The sequence below is a fragment of the Richelia sinica FACHB-800 genome (genome assembly GCF_014698825.1).
Taxonomy (GTDB): domain Bacteria; phylum Cyanobacteriota; class Cyanobacteriia; order Cyanobacteriales; family Nostocaceae; genus FACHB-800.
Genome location: NZ_JACJTT010000001.1, coordinates 103,838 through 124,384, shown reverse-complemented (window position 1 = coordinate 124,384; position 20,547 = coordinate 103,838). Strand labels below are relative to the sequence as shown.

The 20,547-nt window shown below is 40.3% G+C and carries 24 protein-coding genes; 14 read left to right on the top strand and 10 right to left on the bottom strand.

Translation table 11 applies throughout. From position 1 onward, the window contains the following. The first annotated feature begins 147 nt into the window (after positions 1-147). Entirely contained in the window at positions 148-2,439 is a 2,292-nt protein-coding gene (locus H6G73_RS00565; RefSeq protein ID WP_190600993.1) for a RelA/SpoT family protein, read from the top strand. A gap of 337 nt (positions 2,440-2,776) precedes the next feature. Then, positions 2,777-3,247, top strand: coding sequence for a hypothetical protein (locus H6G73_RS00560; protein ID WP_190600992.1), 471 nt, complete (start codon positions 2,777-2,779; stop codon positions 3,245-3,247). Positions 3,248-3,506: 259 nt separating this feature from the next. On the opposite strand, the gene ureG is transcribed toward H6G73_RS00560, so the two are convergent. The 3 genes from ureG to ureE form a co-directional block, all read right to left on the bottom strand. After that, positions 3,507-4,100, bottom strand: a complete 594-nt coding sequence (gene ureG / locus H6G73_RS00555; protein ID WP_190600991.1) for an urease accessory protein UreG — start codon at positions 4,098-4,100, stop codon at positions 3,507-3,509. A gap of 77 nt (positions 4,101-4,177) precedes the next feature. Next, complete coding sequence (locus tag H6G73_RS00550; protein ID WP_190600990.1) at positions 4,178-4,870, bottom strand: urease accessory protein UreF; 693 nt, start codon at positions 4,868-4,870, stop codon at positions 4,178-4,180. Continuing rightward, positions 4,845-5,291, bottom strand: coding sequence for an urease accessory protein UreE (ureE, locus tag H6G73_RS00545; RefSeq protein WP_190600989.1), 447 nt, complete (start codon positions 5,289-5,291; stop codon positions 4,845-4,847). The genes H6G73_RS00550 and ureE overlap by 26 nt, the downstream gene beginning before the upstream one ends. A 191-nt stretch (positions 5,292-5,482) precedes the next feature. Between ureE and H6G73_RS00540 the strand changes: the two genes are divergently transcribed. The 5 genes from H6G73_RS00540 to H6G73_RS00520 all read left to right on the top strand — a co-directional run bounded on the left by H6G73_RS00540 (position 5,483) and on the right by H6G73_RS00520 (position 11,892). Next, entirely contained in the window at positions 5,483-6,706 is a 1,224-nt protein-coding gene (locus H6G73_RS00540) for an FAD-dependent monooxygenase (protein WP_190600988.1), read from the top strand. A 262-nt stretch (positions 6,707-6,968) separates the two neighbouring features. Then, positions 6,969-7,811: a YaaW family protein gene (locus H6G73_RS00535; RefSeq protein ID WP_190600987.1), complete on the top strand. Its 843-nt coding sequence runs from the start codon at positions 6,969-6,971 to the stop codon at positions 7,809-7,811. Then, positions 7,793-9,103, top strand: coding sequence for an O-antigen ligase family protein (locus H6G73_RS00530; RefSeq protein WP_190600986.1), 1,311 nt, complete (start codon positions 7,793-7,795; stop codon positions 9,101-9,103). The genes H6G73_RS00535 and H6G73_RS00530 overlap by 19 nt, the downstream gene beginning before the upstream one ends. Before the next feature lie 96 nt (positions 9,104-9,199). Beyond that, positions 9,200-11,656, top strand: coding sequence for a hypothetical protein (locus H6G73_RS00525; RefSeq protein ID WP_190600985.1), 2,457 nt, complete (start codon positions 9,200-9,202; stop codon positions 11,654-11,656). Between the two features lie 95 nt (positions 11,657-11,751). After that, entirely contained in the window at positions 11,752-11,892 is a 141-nt protein-coding gene (locus H6G73_RS00520; protein WP_190600984.1) for a photosystem I reaction center subunit VIII, read from the top strand. A 152-nt stretch (positions 11,893-12,044) separates the two neighbouring features. Here H6G73_RS00520 and H6G73_RS00515 read toward each other — a convergent pair whose 3' ends face one another. The 6 genes from H6G73_RS00515 to H6G73_RS00490 all read right to left on the bottom strand — a co-directional run bounded on the left by H6G73_RS00515 (position 12,045) and on the right by H6G73_RS00490 (position 14,469). After that, a complete protein-coding gene (locus tag H6G73_RS00515; RefSeq protein ID WP_190600983.1) occupies positions 12,045-12,164 on the bottom strand; it encodes a photosystem II reaction center protein J in 120 nt (39 codons plus the stop codon). 69 nt (positions 12,165-12,233) lie between these two features. Continuing rightward, a complete protein-coding gene (locus tag H6G73_RS00510) occupies positions 12,234-12,353 on the bottom strand; it encodes a photosystem II reaction center protein L (RefSeq protein ID WP_010997988.1) in 120 nt (39 codons plus the stop codon). Positions 12,354-12,362: 9 nt separating this feature from the next. Continuing rightward, positions 12,363-12,500 (bottom strand): cytochrome b559 subunit beta, encoded by a 138-nt coding sequence (gene psbF, locus H6G73_RS00505; protein ID WP_015139785.1) that lies wholly within the window; start codon positions 12,498-12,500, stop codon positions 12,363-12,365. Positions 12,501-12,509: 9 nt separating this feature from the next. Beyond that, positions 12,510-12,758: a cytochrome b559 subunit alpha gene (gene psbE / locus H6G73_RS00500; RefSeq protein WP_190600982.1), complete on the bottom strand. Its 249-nt coding sequence runs from the start codon at positions 12,756-12,758 to the stop codon at positions 12,510-12,512. Between the two features lie 120 nt (positions 12,759-12,878). Further along, positions 12,879-13,883 carry a photosynthesis system II assembly factor Ycf48 gene (locus tag H6G73_RS00495; protein WP_190600981.1) on the bottom strand — a complete coding sequence of 335 codons (1,005 nt, stop codon included), beginning with the start codon at positions 13,881-13,883 and terminating at the stop codon, positions 12,879-12,881. A gap of 232 nt (positions 13,884-14,115) precedes the next feature. Then, on the bottom strand, positions 14,116-14,469 hold the full coding sequence (locus H6G73_RS00490; RefSeq protein ID WP_190600980.1) for a rubredoxin: 354 nt from the start codon (positions 14,467-14,469) through the stop codon (positions 14,116-14,118). A 195-nt stretch (positions 14,470-14,664) separates the two neighbouring features. Here H6G73_RS00490 and ndhC point away from each other — a divergent pair, with 195 nt between their 5' ends. The 7 genes from ndhC to H6G73_RS00455 all read left to right on the top strand — a co-directional run bounded on the left by ndhC (position 14,665) and on the right by H6G73_RS00455 (position 20,133). Next, the gene (ndhC, locus tag H6G73_RS00485) at positions 14,665-15,027 is read left to right on the top strand and encodes a photosynthetic/respiratory NAD(P)H-quinone oxidoreductase subunit C (protein ID WP_190600979.1); all 363 of its coding nucleotides are present in this window, start codon (positions 14,665-14,667) and stop codon (positions 15,025-15,027) included. Then, positions 15,018-15,755 (top strand): photosynthetic/respiratory NAD(P)H-quinone oxidoreductase subunit K, encoded by a 738-nt coding sequence (gene ndhK / locus H6G73_RS00480; RefSeq protein ID WP_190600978.1) that lies wholly within the window; start codon positions 15,018-15,020, stop codon positions 15,753-15,755. The genes ndhC and ndhK overlap by 10 nt, the downstream gene beginning before the upstream one ends. Next, a complete protein-coding gene (locus H6G73_RS00475) occupies positions 15,748-16,272 on the top strand; it encodes an NAD(P)H-quinone oxidoreductase subunit J (RefSeq protein WP_269468936.1) in 525 nt (174 codons plus the stop codon). The genes ndhK and H6G73_RS00475 overlap by 8 nt, the downstream gene beginning before the upstream one ends. A gap of 306 nt (positions 16,273-16,578) precedes the next feature. Beyond that, positions 16,579-16,968 (top strand): hypothetical protein, encoded by a 390-nt coding sequence (locus tag H6G73_RS00470; protein WP_190600977.1) that lies wholly within the window; start codon positions 16,579-16,581, stop codon positions 16,966-16,968. A gap of 128 nt (positions 16,969-17,096) precedes the next feature. Then, complete coding sequence (locus H6G73_RS00465; RefSeq protein WP_190600976.1) at positions 17,097-17,813, top strand: hypothetical protein; 717 nt, start codon at positions 17,097-17,099, stop codon at positions 17,811-17,813. 170 nt (positions 17,814-17,983) lie between these two features. Continuing rightward, positions 17,984-18,751 carry a DUF1350 family protein gene (locus H6G73_RS00460; RefSeq protein ID WP_190600975.1) on the top strand — a complete coding sequence of 256 codons (768 nt, stop codon included), beginning with the start codon at positions 17,984-17,986 and terminating at the stop codon, positions 18,749-18,751. A 245-nt stretch (positions 18,752-18,996) separates the two neighbouring features. Then, entirely contained in the window at positions 18,997-20,133 is a 1,137-nt protein-coding gene (locus H6G73_RS00455) for a PP2C family protein-serine/threonine phosphatase (protein WP_190600974.1), read from the top strand. Here H6G73_RS00455 and H6G73_RS00450 read toward each other — a convergent pair. Then, positions 20,130-20,456 carry an STAS domain-containing protein gene (locus H6G73_RS00450; protein ID WP_190600973.1) on the bottom strand — a complete coding sequence of 109 codons (327 nt, stop codon included), beginning with the start codon at positions 20,454-20,456 and terminating at the stop codon, positions 20,130-20,132. The two genes, H6G73_RS00455 and H6G73_RS00450, sit on opposite strands and share 4 nt — an antisense overlap. Positions 20,457-20,547 lie beyond the last annotated feature (91 nt).

The following is a 20,547-nucleotide window of genomic DNA, read 5'->3' as shown; positions in this document are numbered from 1 at the left end:
ACAAAACACAATGGATGAGCCGACAAATCAAACTGACATCATCCACCAATTATTCTTCCCACTGCTTTTTGGCTACAGCATCTTTAGATGGCAATGCTGTCGCTTCTGTTCATCTCTCAGTTATCCACCGAATAATTCTTCCACTGTATGAGTACCATAGCGATCGAATCCCCGACTGATGTTATCCTCCCAGAATGGTTAAATAACTGTTTGCGGGAACCATCAGCCCATAGCGGTGAAGCAGACGATGACCGAACGTTTCATGATTCCAACTTGATTTGTCGAGCATTCCAATTCGCTTACGAACTTCATGAAGGTCAATATCGCAAATCAGGAGAACCATACATTGCTCATCCCGTTGCGGTAGCTGAATTGCTACGTGATTTAGGTGGCAGTCCTGCTATGATAGCAGCTGGGTTATTACATGATGTAGTTGAAGATACAGATGTCACAATTGAAGAGATAGAAACCCGGTTTGGGCAAGAGGTGCGGCAGTTAGTAGAAGGTGTTACTAAGCTGTCAAAAATTAACTTTAAAAGTAAAACAGAAGGTCAAGCAGAAAACTTCCGACGTATGTTTTTGGCTATGGCCAAAGATATTCGCGTGATTGTGGTGAAATTGGCAGACCGTTTACATAACATGCGGACTCTTCAGTATGTACCAGAAGCCAGTCGTCGTCGCAGTGCCCAAGAAACACGAGATATCTTTGCACCTTTAGCTAATCGCCTGGGAATTTGGCAGATTAAATGGGAATTAGAAGATTTAGCCTTTAAATATTTAGATCCGGACGCATTTCGCCACATGCAACAATGCGTTTCCGAAAAACGAACAGCTAGAGAAGAGAAATTACAAAAAGCAACAGAAATTTTACGAGAACGATTACAACAAGCAGGCATTAAATGCTTAGAAATTAGTGGCAGACCCAAGCACCTGTATAGCATTTATCAAAAAATGCTGCGTCAGCAAAAAGAATTTCATGAAATTTACGATTTGGCCGCCTTGCGAATAATCGTCGAAACTAATGAAGAATGTTACCGGGCCTTGGCCATAGTCCATGATGCGTTCCGCCCCATTCCTGGTAGATTTAAGGACTACATTGGACTACCCAAACCTAACCGTTACCAATCATTACATACTGGGGTAATTGGTTTGACAGGCCGTCCCCTAGAGGTACAAATTCGCACCTTAGAAATGCACCGTATTGCGGAATATGGGATTGCTGCCCATTGGAAGTATAAAGAAACTGGCGGTTCTAATACTGGGCATTTAACGGCAGCTGATGAAAAGTTTACTTGGTTGCGGCAGTTATTAGAATGGCAAAGTGACCTCAAGGACGCGCAAGAATATCTTGATAGTGTTAAAGACAATTTATTTGAAGATGATGTCTATGTCTTCACCCCTAAGGGAGATGTTATATCTTTAAATCCTGGTGCTACCAGTGTAGATTTTGCTTACCGCATTCATACTGAAGTCGGTAACCATTGTGCTGGGGCTAAGGTAAATGGGCGGATAGTGCCGTTGTCAACTAGACTGCAAAATGGTGATATTGTCGATATTCTCACCCAAAAGAATAGCCATCCTAGCTTAGATTGGTTAAATTTCGTCAGAACATCGACAGCGAAATATAGAATTAAACAATGGTATAAGCGATCGCGCCGAGAAGAAAATGTTGCCCGTGGCAGAGAATTATTAGAAAAGGAACTAGGTAAAACTGGCTTTGATAACCTGCTGAAATCAGAAGCGATGCACACGGTGGCAGAAAAATGTAATTACCACAGTGTAGAAGATTTACTCGCAGGTTTAGGTTACGGAGAAGTAACCCTTAATTTGGTTCTCAATCGCTGGCGAGAGGTGATTAAAGCCCAGCAACCAATGACCACCAATACACCCCTATTACCCAAAGAATCATCCTCTACTAAAGCCTTACGGGACAGTCATATCAATTCCTCCCGTGCCTCTGATTCACCAATTATTGGGGTGGAAGGATTGGTTTATCACTTAGCAGGTTGTTGTACACCAATTCCGGGAGAAGCAATTATTGGTGTGGTGACTAGGGGAAGGGGAATTTCTATTCATCGTCAAGGTTGTCAAAATTTGGAAAGTGTGGAGTACGATCGCCTAGTGCCTGTGAAGTGGAATCCAGGGGCAGAACATACCAGTCGTCCCCATACATACCCTGTGAATATTCAAATAGAAGCCCTAGATAGAGTGGGTGTATTAAAAGATATTTTATCTCGCTTGAGCGACCAAGGCATCAATGTGCGCCATGCCCAAGTGAAAACAGCCTCTGGACAACCAGCACTAATGGATTTAGGGATAGATATACGCGATCGCTCCCAATTAGAGCAAGTATTTACACAAATTAAAAAAATGAGTGATATTCTCAACATTCGACGGGTCGGACAAATTGAGGAATCTGTGGGTAACCAAAGTCTGTAGGTGACAAAATTGATTTCTATTTCTATAATTCTTTCCTTCCATTGATCTATGTCTGGAGGGAGAGGATTTCACTCTGTGCAATTGATAGATTCTGTGTGTTCATTCCCGGAAAATCCAACTAAACCAAAGATTTGCCACCTATGAACTAATTCATGGGTGCAGATGTTGGTGTTGGAAGCATAAATCCTTAACCAGCAATTGAACCGGCCGCACAGGTTGGTTTTTTTGTAAATTTTTTTAACTTGTGCCGTAGATAAATTAGGAAAACTAGCATTTATATTTGACTGATTAACTTAGTGGGACTAACTCACTAGAAAATTTGCATTAACTCATTACTATGATTCACCATATTTCTATTGCTGCTGGCAACCCTGAACATGTATCTCAAGTTTTAGCTGAAGTGATGGACGGAAAGGCTTTTCCATTTTTTCCTCATCCTGGTAGTTATATCGTTCTTCCCCTAGATCAATATGGAACAGGAATTGAAATTTATCCGTTAAATACAGAATTAGTTCCTGGTGAAGGCGAAGAACAATGTAATTTTGTCGATTCTATTAAATCTTCTCCCTTTGTAGCGACTCATGCGGCTGTTTCTGTACCTACAAGCCGAGAAAAAATAGAAGAAATTGGTCAGCGAGAAGGTTGGAAAGTTTTATATTGCAACCGTGATTCTGTGTTTGATGTGATTGAATTTTGGATTGAAAATAGAATCATGATTGAATTTTTAACGCCAGAAATGGCATCTAAATATTTAGAAGCAACTCATCCAGAGAATTTACAAAAAATATTTGCTGATTTTATGAAATAATTTTGGTTTTTCACTAGATATAGCAGGTGACAGGTGACAGGTGACAGTGCTAAAAGCCTTTGGTTATCTCAGTTTTAGCTATAGTTCATGTTCTAACTACCTTGTCTACGGCTATATCTTGTGCAATTACAGCAGATTGCAAATCCATGAGGTAAAAACTGAAAAGCAAGACTCAATGTTTTAAGCTGTTACACATTTAAATCGCATAATTAGGGCTGTCAAGATGCCCACCCCACAAGAGTTATTGACATTTTGAATCCTAGATATAGGAGTTGATAAAGTTAATTACCTCTGCTAAACCTGCTTGAGTTTTTAAATTAGTAAAAATAAATGGTTTATCACCGCGCATTTTTTTCGCATCCCGTTCCATGACTTCTAAACTAGCACCTACATAGGGCGCTAAATCGGTTTTATTAATTACTAATAAATCGGATTTAGTAATACCAGGGCCACCTTTGCGGGGAATTTTATCACCAGCAGCTACATCAATCACATAAAGTGTCAAATCAACTAATTCAGGACTGAAAGTAGCTGCTAAATTATCACCACCACTTTCTAGAAAGACCAAATCTAAATCTGTAAATTTTTCTTCTAATTGTTCAATTGCGGCTAAATTCATAGAAGCATCTTCCCGGATGGCTGTGTGGGGACAACCACCAGTTTCTACACCCACAATGCGATCGCTAGACAAGGCTTGAGAACGCACCAAAAACTGGGCATCTTCTTGAGTGTATATATCATTGGTGACTACTGCTAATTTATATTGTTGACGCAAAGCTTTACATAAAGCATCGACTAAAGCAGTTTTTCCTGAACCCACTGGGCCAGCCACCCCAACTCTAAATGCAGTCATAGTCAATACAAAATAAAAAATAAAGAATTAAAAAATTACAATCTCTACTGTTGATAGGTTGTAATTTTCCCATTTTTTTAACTGCGGAACAACCTTGTATATTGAGTTTCGTGCTGCATACTAGCTAAAGATAAACCCCAACTACAACAACCCAGTTGATCATCGTCTAAATTGAGAATTTCCTGGGATGTATTACTAAATAAGGTTTGTAAGCTTAATAATAGTTCTTGTCCAGCAGTTTGACCCAGGGGAATGAGTTTCACACCTGCGGTAATTAAATTCGTGGCCCAACTATGGAGATAAGCTAATAATGCAGTTTGAGGCTGAATTTGCCAATGGGCACTGGCAATACCAAAAGCGATCGCATAATTACAGGGATTTCCGACAGCTTCAGCTAATGGTAAGGTATCAGGTTGGAGTTTACCTAATAATTGCTTGAGCGATCGCCCCATTTGCCAGCTAGAATTCCGCAACTCCTCTGTATCTCTCACAGCTGATAACCACAAATTATGTTGACGTAAAGCTGCTATATCACCTCTGGTCGCTGCTGCCACGCTTCTTGCCATCATGGCTGCATCTAACCTCATAGAACCATACCGCAACTCAGCCGTTATCCATTGTTCCAGGGATTGGCAACAGCTAATAGTGCCATTTTCTACCAATGTTTCTAACCCTTCCGAATAACTATAGGCCCCCACAGGTAAAGCCGGACTAGCCAATTGAAGAATGGACAGAAAATGGTAATCAGTGAGAGTGATGGTGGTTTCCATAGGCACCTAACTCTGGTTGAAAAGGGACAACTTCCTCATAAATCCTTAAACCTAGTTGTATCAACATGGTTTTTAATACAGGGTCTGGTGACAAGCGTAAATAATTTGGTGTCACCTCTACAGGGACATGGCGATTTCCTAAATGATAAGCTGCCCTGATGAGTAATAATGGCGACTCAGCCACAACTGTGTATACAGGTTCAGGTTTAGCGATTATTCTGATTAAACTGCTGTGTTCATCATCTGTCAAAATATCACCATTGTTTAAAACTGTACCTCTAGGCAAACGTAAACATACCTCTATGCCATCTTCTGTGGTAAATCGGTGACGACTGCGGGTGCGTTCTTCCGCAGTTAAATGTAAAGACAGGGTGACTAAAGTATTGGGGTTAGGTAGGTTACGTTGTGTCAGCGTCAGCATGGGACAGAGAATTTACGAGCAATATCAGGCATTTTAAAACGTGGCTGGGACAGTATGTTTCTAGGCTGAGGGAATGCAGCATTGGTAATTTAGGTAAAATGTAGTTTTAGCATTAATTCTTACCGTCAAGTGATCGCCTCCTCAACTATTTCCCACCAGGGTCTGAATATCTTTTGTCAATGGAGTCACGAATGGAAACAATCAGCAAAACCATCAATTCTTCAGTATCTAAAGTAATTATCATTGGTGGTGGAATTGGTGGTTTAACTTTAGCCTTGGCCTGTCTGGATATTGGCTTAGAAGTTGAGTTATACGAGAAACGTGACCTGGAGACGATGCTGGGGGGACCTGGTGGCATATTTATTCAACGCAATGCCATGAAGGTTTATAAGTTGCTGGCAAATGGCAAGATTTACGAGGAATTCTATAAATACGGGGGCAAAATCTTAACTGGTGGGTTTTTTAATCACCAAGCAAAACCTTTATATATCAACTCTCCAGAGTTTGTAGGTGAAACAGACTTGGGAGTATGTTTGATGCGATCGCAAATTCAACAGATTTTATATAACGCTTTGCCACCATCAACGGTCAAAACTGGGTTAGCATTCCAAAGTTTTCAAGCAACTGATCATGGCATCAAAGTTTATTTCCAAGATGGCACCACCACAACGGGGGATATTTTAGTCGGTGCTGATGGTATTTATTCCAAAGTTAGGGCATCTTTGCATGGTCAAGAACGTTTAGAAGATCCAATTTATAGCGGTATGTGCTGTTGGAGGGGATCTTTTGATGGTGCTAATCTGCCTTTAAATCCAGAATACAGTTGGATGGAATTGTGGGGAAAAGGTAATCGTTTTGGCTATTTTCATGTGGGAGGAGGAAAATTTTCTTTCTACGGTTTCACCAATAGTCAACCGGGTGAAAATGATGAATCTGTGGGAGGGCCTTTAGCTGCATTGCAAACAATTTTTTCTGCCTATGGTGAACCTGTACCCAGCATCATCGCTGCTTTAGACCCTAAGAGTATTTATCGAGACGATATTTTTGACCGGGAATCACTAGGTCACACCTGGGGAAAAGGTCGGGTGACATTAATTGGAGATGCGGCCCACCCAGTTCAACCTACTCTTGGACAAGGAGGTTGTATGGCTATAGAAGATGCTTTTGAATTAGCTAAATTATTAGCAACTGTAACCAGTCAAGAGCAAGTTTCATCAGTGTTGCGTCAATTTGAAAGCGATCGCCATCCCAGAGTTACTAAAGTTTTGAATGTTTCTCGGTCAGTAGGTTCATTAGCACAAACTGACTCCAATATAGGCTGTCTCTTCCGTAATTTGATTTATCAATTAACGCCTACCTGGTTAGCTGACCAGCAGTTTAAATGGTTATTTGATTACAATCCTACTTGGAATTAAAAAATTTTGGATTTTAGATTGGCAACGGGAATTAATGATTTTCTGTATGAGAAAATTAACTCGTTTGTAGAAATTGAATTGCATATTAATTGTTATATCTGGCTATATTTAGACATTTTGCCTAAATCCTGCCACAATTTTGGGAAAATGTAATATTTCACACTTTCTGCGCTATCCTTAATACTTCATTCTGTTCAATGACTGCTGAAACCTGATAGTAGAATAAAGTACAGAAACGCTGCACAGAAGGGAGGAAGGGAAATTGGATGAACTGAGGGCGGTACTAGAACTAGCCACCGATGAGGAACTCAAGGACTTAACAGCGATTCTTTTTAGTCGTAAGTTTAATCCCCTAGATTATGTTCACACACCCAACCCCATCGACGTGCAAAGCCAAGACCGTCAATCTTGGTTAGATGCACTAGAAGACCGCTTTCGTTTTTTAGCGGCAGATGGGATGACAGTGTTGCGCGGACGCACATATCAAGTTACTTACAGGCAAGCCCTGATACAAGTCTGTAAATATTTAAAAATAGATTATTCTCAACATCTGGCAACTGTAGATTTAGAAGCCGAGGTGTTTTTACATCTTTTAGGAAAAGTTTGGCAAAAGCTGCCCGTCACAGAACAACAAAAATTAACTGCCAACATTCAACGTCAGTTAGTGAAATCTGAATTAAAAGAACCTTTACCATTGTTATTTCAAAAAGATCCTTTAGGATTACTCTTCAAAGGTGGCAGTGCTTTGGCTGTGACTTCCGTAATTCAGCCCTTAATTCTCCAACAAATTGCCCGGCAATTTGCCATTCATTTTGCCACCTACCAAGTAGCGAAAGAAGCTGCTATTGCTGGGTCAGGAGTAGCAAATCGCCAATTTCAAAATTATGTAGCCTTGCAAATGGCCCGGAGAGGAATGACTGTTAGTGCGGCCCGTTATGGTGCTGTTCGCAGCGTCTTTGCCTTTGTGGGGCCAATGATGTGGGCTTGGTTTTTTGCGGATTTGGGTTGGAGAGCGATCGCTACTAATTATGGTCGCATTATTCCCACAATTTTCACCCTCGCACAAATTCGCTTGACCCGTTCCGAATGTTGGGAGTTAGCTTGAATAAGGCTTTTTACCATCCCGAACCTGATTTGCAATTCCCTTGGCAATGTACTCAATTTGGGTTGTTCTTCTTCCCAGTCAGTCCATTTTTGGGGGCTGTGACCATCGTTTTGGCGGCTTTGCTGACTTGGCGCAAAAAATACCGCACCATTAGCCGTCGCCCCCTCAATCAGGGTTTTGCACTGTTAGGTTTACTCATGCTGATTACCACCGGGTTTGCCTCTCACCCTCTGGAGGCTTTCCTGGGGTTATTTAATTTTCTCCCCTATTTCTTTGTTTTCGCCGGATTAACTGCCCTAATTTACACACCAGCCCAATTGAAACAAATTGCTTGGATTATGGTGTTTGGTTCCATTCCTGTATTAATTGCGGGTTTTGGGCAGTTATTTCTCGGTTGGCATTTCCAGTTTCAGTTTTTGTGGATAGTTTTTGATTGGGTGGTGGCACAGGGAGGACTGCCGGCGGGACGGATGGCATCTATGTTTATGCACGCTAATACTTTAGCTGCCTATTTAGTCACCATCTTGATTTTGGGATTAGGGTTGTGGCTAGAAAATTATCCCCAACTGAGAGAAAAACAGCCCCTCACCATTGCCCTCACCATCATTCTGTTAGCTGATTTCCTAGCTTTAATCTTGACTAACTCTAGAAATGGCTGGGTGATAGCCATGCTGGCCTGTTTAGCCTTTGCGACTTATCAAGGTTGGCGGCTGATAGTTGGTGTGGTGGTGAGTATTGCCACATCAATTTTGTTAGCGGCTTTTGCACCAACAGCGATCGCTCAATTTTTTCGTCGCTTCGTTCCCTATTTTATTTGGGCACGATTAAACGATGATATGTATCCAGACCGACCAGTGGCGATGATGCGAAAAACCCAGTGGCAGTTTGCTTGGTCATTAACTCAGCAGCATCCCTGGACTGGTTGGGGTTTACGCAGTTTTAGTGGTTTGTATAAAACCCAGATGCAAATTGATTTAGGTCATCCCCACAACTTGTTTTTAATGTTGTCCGCCGAAACAGGTCTACCTTGTACCTTGCTCTTTTGCGGTTTATTGATTTGGATATTTATCGCCGCTAGTCAATTTTTATGGCAGTCCCAAACCTTACCAGCAGAACACAAACTGATATTTTTTAGTTATTTATTAGCCTTTGGTGGCTGGGTACTATCCAATACAGTAGATGTAACTATCTTTGATTTACGCTTAAATACACTGTTTTGGGTATTTTTAGCGGCCATGTGTGGTGTCATTAATTATCGTCATCGTCTTGCCAGCGTCGGCAGCACACAATAACATTGAGTGATGCAATTACTAATTGCTGAGTTAAACTGACTAAGAAATTACCGCAAAATTTCACTCGGCATCTTTTTGGTTTGGGCATTACTGACGATGGAAAACTGGCAGTTTCTGATTCAGAAACAGGGCGATCGCACTTGGAACAACCTAGAATCGCCAAATCTGAAAATTTCTGAAGGTAAGTATCGAGTTTTGGCCCGTTCTCACCTTCCCAATATGGATGTGGAGGTGCGGATCATTCATTCTTCCATCCAGGAAGTCCCTCCAAAACGGCGGGTTGTTAAGCGATTACGTCGCACCAGTGCAGAAGGACTTTTAGCCGTTATTCCCTTTACTCATTTAAAACCTGGGATTTGGGAGGTGCGCTGTTCTGGAGATTTGATGGCAGATATGCTTGGTCAATCTTGGCAGCAAAATCTGTTGATTCAAGTTTTACCCCAAGAAGTAAGTGATCCATCAGAACTGCTACCTAATGAAGATTCAGAAAAATCACTGACAGAATCGGTTACATCTGCCATTAACCCAGCCGATTCCTCACTCAATACCTTGTCTGCGGAAACTGAAGAAGACCTGATTATTGATCAGCCAGTTAGTCCCGTTTGGTTTAAAGGCGAAACCGCAGAACAGATTTTACAAAATTTAATAGATTTAGCTTTGCCGAATTCTGAGTCTTTGGAAGACCAGAGTATTGAAGATGTCTCTCCCAACCAAGACCAACCCCTGCAAATCACCCTAGATCAAGATGCTTACATTGCTATTTGGGGTGAGAGTTTAAGCATTCATGGTGATGTGGAACTGAAAGCAGCAATCGATGAAAATCCTGCTAACAACAGCCTCCAGGGTTTGACGATGGAAATAGAGTTGCGATCGCCTTGGGAATCAAACATCTTAACTCAGGAACAGCAGACCCTCACCGACCAAACTTTACCCTTCTCCTTTACTGCCACAATTCCCATTCCCGCTAATTGCGAATCCAAGCTAATTTTGGCGGAAATCAGATTATACGGTCGATTTTCCCCTCTTGCCCAAAACCAGCTTTTAGCTAGTAGTGCTTTCACCATCACGGCTGATGTCACCGAGTTGCTAGCCTTTAAAAATACCAACCCGGAAACCTTAGACACCTTAGAGGAAACTCAAAACCCACCTCACTCCCTCAAAAAAGCTGAAAAAACCGCCAGTTTGGGTTTAGAGCTATTTAATATCGCCAAAAATTCCCGGAAATTAGTCCAATTCCCCACAACCCAATCAGCCACAACTGAACCTCTGCCACCGAGAATTAAATCTACTGATTTAGTAGATGGTCAATCTCCCCAACTGCCTACCTTACCGGAAAATCCCAAAAAATCTGAATCGGACGAATCAGCAGCACCTGTGGATAAACCTGCTATTCCCCCCATTGATTTAGGTAAGTTAGCCATTAAATCAACCCAAGGTTCTCATCAGACAACGTCTTTTCCCTATTTAAAACGCTTAACGTCTTCCGCAGAACCAGCAGAAACAACCAAACCGAAAAAACCAGAATTATTCACCTTTAAAACCCCTGAATTACCTGCCACTCCTCCAGTATCTGAACTGGAATTAACTTCAGAATTATTACCTGAATCTCCCACAGAGGAATTAGAAGATACTGCCACAATAGAACCTTTACCAGGTGATTCACTAGTTACCTCTGAATTACAGGTATCACCAGAACCAGAACCTTTACCCAGTGATTCACTAGTTACATCTGAACCACAACCATCTCCACTGCTGAAAATGTGGATGCAAAATCAGGGATATTCTGGACTTGAACCTCTGGATATAGGCCAACAAGACAACAATAGTGAGCAATTTACTCCTGAAGAAACCTCAACTGTGAGTGCAGAAACTGTCTCGGACGATATTGCTTTAGCTGCGGCATCTGAGACAGAAACACCAATTTATACATTTACTGATTTACTCCCCAATCTAGAAACTGAATTACCAGTATCAGCACAAGCCTCAGAGGAAGTGAATTCAGCAACTAGTGAACCACCTCCAGAAGTATCAGTGTCACATCCCCCACTAATCACGACTTTACCTGCTTGGTTGTCTGAAGAAATAGTCATTGATGACTTGAATGATGTGATCTATGAACCTCAAGACCATTCCTATGTCGCAGCACAAGTAGAAAACCAACCAGAAGATATTCCCATTCCTGGAATTCAGTCTATCCCCACTCCCCAATTGTATGTACCAGAGGGAGAACTGGTAGCAGCTTCTGAATTGAAGATACGTGTAGAAATGCCTGATGTACCTGCTTCTGTAGCGGTGAAGCTGTGGATTGAAGATTATCAAACCCGTGCCTTGTTAGATGGCCCACATTTATTAACAGATTTACGTCCCAATAATTGGGGAACCTTAGAAGCCACAGCCAAATTACTCGTTCCCTTGGGTTGTTTAGAGATGCGCGTTCAGGCGATCGCCCTTGACCAGTCCACCCACCAGGAAAGCCACAAAGTGACCGTTGTCAGGACAGTTGTCCCACCTGACTTACAGACGATGGAACTGGATGAACTACTGGAAATTTAACATTATGTGTTAAAAATCTTTAGAATTTCCAAAATCCAACATACTTTTGCAGTAAGCTCATTTTGAATTGTAGTGTCACTTCACAGGAATATATTATGTCTAGTTCATTCTTTCCCACCCTTTTGGCCTACACACCATACCTGTCTTCTCTGCTATTACCCTTGGTTGTAGTCGTATTCCCAGCCGCAGTTTTTGCGTTTTTATTCGTATACATTGAGCGCGAAGATATCGCTTAATCTAGTTACTCAGGGGTAAAAGGTACAATTACCAGTTTCCCCTGGGGCAATTAATTACAATCAATTACAACCAAATATTTACCGCCTATCCCAGAGAGACAGGCGGTTTTTTTCATGTCAATTTTTAAACAAAGATTCAGTTCAGACTGAACTTACATTGAAGAACCTAGTCCTGCGTAAGCTCCATAAAAGAAAATGCCTACAACAGTGATTACACCTAAACCTGCGATTGTCGCTACAACCCACAGGGGAATTCTCCCGCTTCCAGACACAGTTTTCTCCTCCCTAAATAGCAAATCAACAGAGATTAATTAACAGAGATTAATGACCGCAGTTCCAGTTTAGTTAAAGAAGTAACTGGAAAAGAGAATCCCTAAAACAAAGACTAGTAATAGTCCCAAGTACAAAGAAGTACGATTTAATTCAACCGGTTGGTTATTAGGATTGGGCGTTCTTTCCATGAGTTGCTCCTAGCGTTGAATAAACTGCATTGCGGCGATCGCGCCCAAAAAGAATACAGTGGGAACAGCTAAGGTATGAACCGCTAGCCATCTGACTGTAAAAATAGGATAGGTAACTGGTTGATTGATGTTATTACCGCTAGTCATGATCTCAAACTATTTTCCAATAAATGTTTCTACTTGCTTCTTAGCTTCGTAACGGTTGCTAACAATAGGCAACTCTTGACGTGCTTGGGTGTAATACTCATCTGGACGAGGAGTGCCAAACACATCATAAGCCAAGCCGGTGCTGACAAACAGCCAACCTGCAACAAACAGAGCAGGAATGGTGATGCTGTGAATTACCCAGTAACGGATACTGGTAACGATGTCAGAAAACGGACGTTCTCCAGTGCTACCTGCCATTTAAATCACTACCTTCTCAAAGACTATTATTGAGTTTATTATCCTACAAAGTTTAGAAAGAGTTACAAGTTGCAACGTCCTTCTCAGAATTCAGGATCAATACTGACACTTACAGGGTTACTAAGCAGCTTCTGCTTTAGGATTATATTTCAGCAAGACACCGCGATCGCCAATAATGAAACCCTGATTTGGTTGGAAAAAGACAATTTTGTAAAAATTAGCCGCCACAGTTTCTACTTCCCGGTCTTTTTCCCAGGTTTTGCCACCATCAGCACTACGTAGCAAATTACCGCTACCTCCACCAATCCAAATTTCCTCAGGTGTGCGATATCCTAAATCCAGTAACCCCCAACTAGTTGATAACTCTGGATATTCTGCCTCTAACCACTCATCAGGTTTATTGGGGTCACTAAACTGGACTTGACCACCCCTAGCTAACAACCATAGTTGGCCGTTGTCAGTAAAACCCATATTTTCCAAACGTCGGGAACTGTTGCGATTATGAGGAACCCAAGCATTTTGTCCTGGTTCCCAAGTAGAATAAAAGCTGCCTTTGGCAGACACAGCAATATACTTGCCATCAGCAGAACGTTTCATGTTCCGCACCACACCCACAGAATTTTCTACCTGGGCCTGCCAGTTTTTACCACCATCAGTAGTCTTATATATTGCCCCTACATCTGTTGCCATTTCTGCCTGTCCATCGGCTAGGGCTGTAACCGTAATGGGATTACCAGGTAACTTTTCGCTCAACGGAATCCGTGACCAGGAACGACCTTCATCAGTAGAATGAAGCAGTAAAGAAGGTTCACCCACAATCCACCCTTCCTGACCAGCAAAATTCACTCCGTTAAAACGATACTTGGCATCATCCAGTTCTAACTTTAACGGTTTCCAAGTCTCGCCACCATCATTAGTTTCCAACAAAGTGGCATTACTGCCCACCAGATAACCATGTTGCGGATTACCAGTAAAAGCAATATCTAATAACTTCTCATCTGTGGGGACATTAATTACTTGCCAAGGATTAAAGGCAGTAGACGGAACATTGCTACACCCTATACAGGCAAACACCACTAATAATGCAGCAAGAATACCTTGCCACTTGCTTATGATTGGACGCATCAGTATTACTGAGTTTTTTTCTAAAATTGGTAGATTTGTTTATTTGCCTCAGGGGCCGACTGCAAAACAGGAGTGTAGGAGTAAATTCTACACAGAAGCTACATTTACAGTACGGGAAAAGGCTCAAGGGTGTAATCAGAAGATTACCCATTCATTACCCACCTTTTACACCCTTCACCAAATAACTTGGAACTAGGGTCAATTCAAAAGAGAGTACGAAAAAAAGTGAGTGCTATTGTAAACCGTAAAGACTGATAAAAAGTAAAAAGCCAAGGGCTAAAGCACCGAAAATCAAAATATTCTTCTGGTTTGGTGTCAATTTATTTACACCAAAACCATAATTTAAGTTTTCTTTGAAACCGGATGCTGTACCTGCTGGGCCGATATTGACAAAAGCTGCTTTTTTGGCTGTACACACTGGACAGCGCCAATTAATGGGCAGTTCAGAAAATAATGTCCCAGCAGGGATACTATATTTATCGTCTCCCTTCTCAGGTTCATAAACATAACCGCAGGCGCGACACTCATAGCGGTCTAAGACTGGAGTCTCAACAGCTGCATCAGCTTGTTCAGCTTGTTCGCTCATAGCTTTGGTCTCGCAGAGAAGAAATCTTAAATATACGTTACAAATTATGACATAACTGTTAGATTTTTCTATCACTGACCAAAACGAATCAAATACCCTCGGTTCTTCTGTTTCCCATATTTCAGAAAAGCCGAAAAGATATAATGTAAAAGAAAGTTACAGCTTTATTTACACCATTAGCGGTAGATATTCATTGTGTTTGTCCTTAGCGGTTACGAGTACCTTCTAGGCTTTCTGATTATCTGTAGCCTAGTTCCAGCCCTAGCGCTGTCAGCGTCCAAACTTCTCAGACCCAGTGGTAATAGTCTAGAAAGACGTACCACTTACGAATGCGGGCTAGAACCCATTGGCGGAGCTTGGATTCAATTCAATATTCGCTACTATATGTTTGCCTTAGTATTCGTGGTCTTTGATGTAGAGACAGTGTTTTTATATCCTTGGGCGGTAGCTTTTCACCGTCTGGGCTTATTGGCGTTTATTGAAGCCCTCATTTTTATTGCGATTCTCGTCATCGCCTTAGTGTACGCATGGCGTAAAGGAGCCTTGGAATGGTCTTGAATTCTAATATAACTACCCAGGACAAAGAGAGAATCATCAACCCCATTGAGCGTCCCACTGTCACTCAAGACCTTTCTGAAAACGTCATTTTGACTACCGTTGATGACCTCTACAACTGGGCACGGCTTTCTAGTTTGTGGCCGCTCTTGTTTGGTACAGCCTGTTGCTTTATTGAATTCGCGGCTTTAATCGGCTCGCGTTTTGACTTTGACCGCTTTGGACTTATCCCCCGTTCCAGTCCTAGACAAGCTGACTTAATCATTACTGCTGGCACGATTACCATGAAGATGGCTCCTCAATTGGTGCGTCTTTATGAACAAATGCCAGAACCTAAGTATGTAATTGCTATGGGTGCTTGTACCATTACAGGTGGGATGTTTAGTGTGGACTCTCCCACTGCTGTACGTGGTGTTGACAAGTTAATTCCTGTAGATGTTTACTTGCCTGGTTGTCCTCCCCGTCCAGAAGCAATTATTGACGCGATTATCAAACTGCGGAAGAAAATTGCTAATGATTCCATGCAAGAACGTGGTCAAATTAAGCAAATCCATCGCTACTACAGTACAACTCATAATCTCAAGCCAGTAGCAGAAATTCTCACTGGTAAGTATTTACAATCAGAAACTCGCTTCAGTCCACCCAAGGAATTGACAGAAGCAATTGGTATGCCCATACCCCCAGCCCTGTTAACATCCAAGTCTCAAAAGGAGGAACAAAAGCGTGGCTGATGAAGAATCTAAAATAGTGGCAGCGCCAGATGCTATTGTTCAAGCTGGTAAGGTTTCCCAGTGGCTGAGGGAAAATGGTTTTGAACATGAATCTTTAGCGCCAGATGTTAATGGTGTAGAAATTATTAAGGTAGCGCCTGAATTTTTACTACCTATTGCTACAGCTTTATATGCCTACGGGTTTAATTATCTCCAGTTTCAGGGCGGCTCTGACCTGGGGCCAGGAGAAGATTTGGTGAGTGTGTATCACTTAATTAAAGTGGGTGATAATGCTGACCGTCCTGAAGAAATCAGGGTGAAGGTCTTCTTGCCACGGGAAAATCCCAGAGTGCCTTCAGTCTACTGGATTTGGAAAACAGCTGACTGGCAAGAGCGCGAATCCTATGACATGTATGGCATTATCTACGAGGGTCATCCTAACCTGAAGCGGATTTTGATGCCAGAAGATTGGGTCGGTTGGCCCTTACGTAAGGATTACATTTCGCCTGATTTCTACGAGTTGCAAGACGCTTATTAAAGTTTGTTGTGTCTTGAGTTTGGCTAGTGAGAAGTCACTTTTCATAACCCCTTTCCAGTCGCGGAAAGGGGTGATTATTATTTTCAGCTTGAACAGAAATAAGCCTCTCATGATCTCAATTTGAGTATTATATCGATGTCCTAAATGCCCTGTGGCTATAAATGATCATGAATTTGTTCCAATTTTGCTCAATAATGAGGCCGATAAAACATCAAATTTTTAATTTTTAATTATTATTAGCTATTAAGTTTTCAATAGTTTCCCTGCAAAATAACTGTAAATTTACTCTAAACTATATCAAACAAGATGACTGACAAAAATCTTGATGCTTTAATCACCAAAATAGTGAAAAAAGTGATGAAAAAAGAAATAGAAAAGTTCAAGGCAGAGAACTTAGCAATTGTTTCTACTCAAATAAATGAGCCATTAGAAACTTTAAAGGATACAAATAATAATTGGGAGAATGCTGTAGATGAGGAAGTGATTGAGAATATCTACACTAGCCGTTATATAAATATTTCTGCTAAAGAAGCGGCGGATTTTGACTACAAATTGAGGGAATTAAAATTTAGGCAAGAACTGTTGAAAGATTGGATATTATTTATTTTGAAAGATGTAGTTGTATACTCTCTTACTATTTTATTTATCTTTAGTGCGGCTGGATTTTATTTATTTTCTTTAGTTATTCATAAATGAATTTACAGTTTGAAGATAAAGAATGAAGTTTGTGGAAAGTTTTGTAGAAACTGCCAGGTTGCTCACCATTGTGGAAGTGGGCTTGCTATATTATACTTTGTCACTGTCAATGGGAGGTTTAAGCAACTGTGCGTGATGATCTGCAAGGGCTAGAAATTACTCCACAAGAACTACAAGAGATAACTAATTTACCTGTGAATGCTGAGTTAATTATCATTACCAGGAATTTGCAAAAACTTGGTAAGAGTTTGCTCAGAAAAATTCGCGGTTCGGAAGGAGCAACGGTAATTTTTATTAGTTTATCTGTGTGTTTATTTACTTATTTAATATTTGATGTATTTGTGAGAATATTAGCTATACCGATTAATAATTCTGGATTCTTATTTATATTATTTATATTGTGGTTAGCCGGATTAAGTCAGGCTGTTTTATATTTTTGGTGGAAAAGGCAGAGTAAATTACTCAAAGTCAATATGACTAATTCTCTACAAATTTTGTTGAATGATGTCAAAAGATTTAATTCTGTCATTAAGGCTATAGATATTAATGATCAAATAGAAGCTGCTGGTAATTTAGACGTAAAGATTCAGAAGCGAGAAAGAGTGATTGAGGCTTTGCAATTAACAAAAGCTGATTTAATTAGAGCGTTAAAAACAGAAAGAATTATGAGAGAAAACAAAAACTTTATTCTCAATAATTCTGAACTATTTGCTAATAATTTAGCGACTTTGGCATCTTTGCAAGTGACAGAACAAGCTACAGAACATGGCAGATTGTTAAATGAGGCTTTGCAAATTGCTTTAGATGTGCAATATGAAATGAAAAGGTTACAAAGTCAAGGATAACTCCACCTCTGGTTAACCTTTGCACCTGAGGAATGAAGGAGAAAGGGGAGAGAGGGCAGGGAATGATTGTTTTCATCCGCAGGTTTTTCTTTAATCTGCGACAGAATTACCATACCCGTTTTAACATGAAAGAGAAGCACTTGTTGTGATCAATCACACAGCACATTAGCATGGACTGGAAAGACATTAGAGGTAATTGGGTAGTAATTCCTCGTAACCCTATTGGCATTATTCATTTTTTGGGTGGTGCTTTTGTGGCTACGGCTCCACATTTAACTTACCGTTGTTTGCTGGAAAATCTGGTCAGTAAAGGTTATGTGGTGATTGCTACACCTTTTGTGAATACTTTAGATCATAGCGCGATCGCTGATTCTGTACTCCTCAACTTTGAGCGTACTCTGGAACGTTTACAAGACTCTGGCCAACTACGCAAGCTTTACCTTCCCATTTACGGTGTAGGCCACAGTATGGGTTGCAAACTTCACTTACTCATTGGTAGCCTCTTTTCTGTGGAGCGAGCAGGAAATATTTTAATCTCCTTTAATAATTTCACAGCACAGGAAGCTATCCCCTTAGTAGAACAGCTTAATTCTCAGTTTGCGGTTGAGTTTACTCCTACACCAGCACAAACTAACCAACTAGTGCAAGAAAGGTATCAAATTCGCCGTAATTTATTAATTAAATTTAGCAATGACACCCTAGACCAATCAGCTGTTTTAACTCAAATTCTCCAAAAAAGATTTCCAGATATGGTGACTATCCAAAATTTGACTGGTAATCATACCACACCACTCGGTCAAGATATTAAATGGCAAATAGGAAACTCTTTTAGTCCTTTAGATGCTTTAGGACAGTGGTTTAAACAGGAAACATACCGAGACTTAAACCAACTTAGCCGTACCATGTTGCTATGGTTAAATCCTCTCTCAGCGTTGTAATTGTTTCTAGAGCAGCAGAAGATAGAACGACACAGTTGTAAATTATGCTTGGGCTGTATATTCATTTTTGCCCTGCTCTACTCTTGATATTCCTTTAAACAAGTGAATAAATCTTATTTTAAATTCATCAATTTTCAATTTTTCTAGTAAAAATTTCCTGGCATAGTAGCAATGAATAAGTATATAGATGATATTTGAAAAATTTTATATTCAGACGAATTTAATTTTGTATATTTATTTCCATTATGTTTCAAATTTTAGTCATTGATGATGACCCTTCTATTCAAATTTTTCTGAAAAGAATTTTAGAAAAACAAGGCTATGAGGTTATTACTGTCAGCAACGGTGAAGAAGGCATTTTGCAGGCTCTATCTTCTCCACCATCGTTAATTATTTGTGATTGGATGATGCCTGGATTGAGTGGATTAGAAGTATGCGATCGCATTAAAAAAGATCCCAATTTATCCACGACATTTTTTATCTTACTCACTTCTTTAGATTCTGTAGCTCATCGGGTAGAAGGCTTAGATGCTGGTGCTGATGATTTTATTTCTAAACCGATTGAGCAAAATGAACTGCAAGCTAGGGTAAGAGCAGGACTGAGACTACATCAACTGAATCGAGATTTACAAACTCAAAAATTATTATTAGAAACAGAATTATCAGAGGCAGCAGAATATGTCAAATCCCTGTTACCTCTACCCATGACCTCCCCTTTAACAATTGATTCTCGATTCATCCCTTCACGACAATTGGGTGGAGATTGTTTTGATTACTATTGGCTTGATTCTAATTATTTAGCGGTTTACTTATTAGACACTGCTGGACATGGACTCAGAGCAACTCTTCCCTCGGTTTCTGTACACAATCTACTGCGTTCTCGTGCGCTCAAAGGCTTAAACTATTATCATCCTTCTGATGTATTAAAAGCTTTAAATGACACCTTTCAAATGAATTATCAAAATGATAAATATTTTACTATTTGGTACGGTGTCTATAACCGTGTCACTCGTGAACTTACCTATGCTAGTGCTGGTCATCCACCAGCTATTTTATTATTTGGCAATACACCTAATACCACTGAAGTAGAACTTTTAAAAACACCAGGTATGCCAGTAGGTATGTTTCCTCATACGCAATACTTTAACCAATCTTATACGATAGAAAAATCGAGTACCCTATATATTTTCAGCGATGGTGCTTACGAAATTATGAAGCCAGATAATACACTTTGGAGTTTGGAAGGATTTATTCAGTTATTAGTTAGTTTGCACCATTCCGTTGATTATCAACTAGATTATATCCTCAAGTATCTAACCAATTTAAACTCCAAAGATGTATTTGATGATGATTTATCTATTCTTCAAATTAAATTTGATTAATTAGCAGGAATAGCTACTTTTTGAAAAGCTTCTTGGGTCGGAAAGATTTCAAATATATTATCCATATTAGTTAATTCAAATAATATTCTGACTTGTTCGTTAATAGAACAAATAGCCATTTTAATACCTGCATCTTGCAATTTTTTAAAAGCTAGAACTAGTGCACCTAAGCCCGAACTATCCATAAATGTGACTCCTTGACAGTCAATCAACACGAATTTCGCACCACTAGCAATAAGTTTGTCAATATCTTGCTGAAAGACGGAGGAAGAGTTGGTGTTAAAACTTCCACTGAGGCTAACAATTCTAACTGTTTCATTCATAAGCGTTTATTTTTGATAAATTCAAGGAAATACTATTGTTGCTAGTATATATTACTAAGGCGACAAATACAGATATTTAACACACCAAAAT

Coding starts and splice junctions, on each gene's coding strand:
- ndhK (WP_190600978.1), top strand. CDS start 15,018: ATGGTCTTGAATTCTAATATAACTACCCAGGACAAAGAGAGAATCATC.
- ureE (WP_190600989.1), bottom strand. CDS start 5,291: ATGCTGACGCTGACACAACGTAACCTACCTAACCCCAATACTTTAGTC.
- psbF (WP_015139785.1), bottom strand. CDS start 12,500: ATGACTAGCGGTAATAACATCAATCAACCAGTTACCTATCCTATTTTT.
- H6G73_RS00470 (WP_190600977.1), top strand. CDS start 16,579: ATGACTGACAAAAATCTTGATGCTTTAATCACCAAAATAGTGAAAAAA.
- H6G73_RS00560 (WP_190600992.1), top strand. CDS start 2,777: ATGATTCACCATATTTCTATTGCTGCTGGCAACCCTGAACATGTATCT.
- psbE (WP_190600982.1), bottom strand. CDS start 12,758: ATGGCAGGTAGCACTGGAGAACGTCCGTTTTCTGACATCGTTACCAGT.
- H6G73_RS00510 (WP_010997988.1), bottom strand. CDS start 12,353: ATGGAAAGAACGCCCAATCCTAATAACCAACCGGTTGAATTAAATCGT.
- H6G73_RS00495 (WP_190600981.1), bottom strand. CDS start 13,883: ATGCGTCCAATCATAAGCAAGTGGCAAGGTATTCTTGCTGCATTATTA.
- H6G73_RS00550 (WP_190600990.1), bottom strand. CDS start 4,870: ATGGAAACCACCATCACTCTCACTGATTACCATTTTCTGTCCATTCTT.
- ureG (WP_190600991.1), bottom strand. CDS start 4,100: ATGACTGCATTTAGAGTTGGGGTGGCTGGCCCAGTGGGTTCAGGAAAA.
- H6G73_RS00460 (WP_190600975.1), top strand. CDS start 17,984: ATGGACTGGAAAGACATTAGAGGTAATTGGGTAGTAATTCCTCGTAAC.
- H6G73_RS00450 (WP_190600973.1), bottom strand. CDS start 20,456: ATGAATGAAACAGTTAGAATTGTTAGCCTCAGTGGAAGTTTTAACACC.
- H6G73_RS00565 (WP_190600993.1), top strand. CDS start 148: ATGAGTACCATAGCGATCGAATCCCCGACTGATGTTATCCTCCCAGAA.
- H6G73_RS00530 (WP_190600986.1), top strand. CDS start 7,793: ATGTTGGGAGTTAGCTTGAATAAGGCTTTTTACCATCCCGAACCTGAT.
- H6G73_RS00540 (WP_190600988.1), top strand. CDS start 5,483: ATGGAAACAATCAGCAAAACCATCAATTCTTCAGTATCTAAAGTAATT.
- H6G73_RS00455 (WP_190600974.1), top strand. CDS start 18,997: ATGTTTCAAATTTTAGTCATTGATGATGACCCTTCTATTCAAATTTTT.
- H6G73_RS00490 (WP_190600980.1), bottom strand. CDS start 14,469: ATGAGCGAACAAGCTGAACAAGCTGATGCAGCTGTTGAGACTCCAGTC.
- H6G73_RS00520 (WP_190600984.1), top strand. CDS start 11,752: ATGTCTAGTTCATTCTTTCCCACCCTTTTGGCCTACACACCATACCTG.
- H6G73_RS00525 (WP_190600985.1), top strand. CDS start 9,200: ATGGAAAACTGGCAGTTTCTGATTCAGAAACAGGGCGATCGCACTTGG.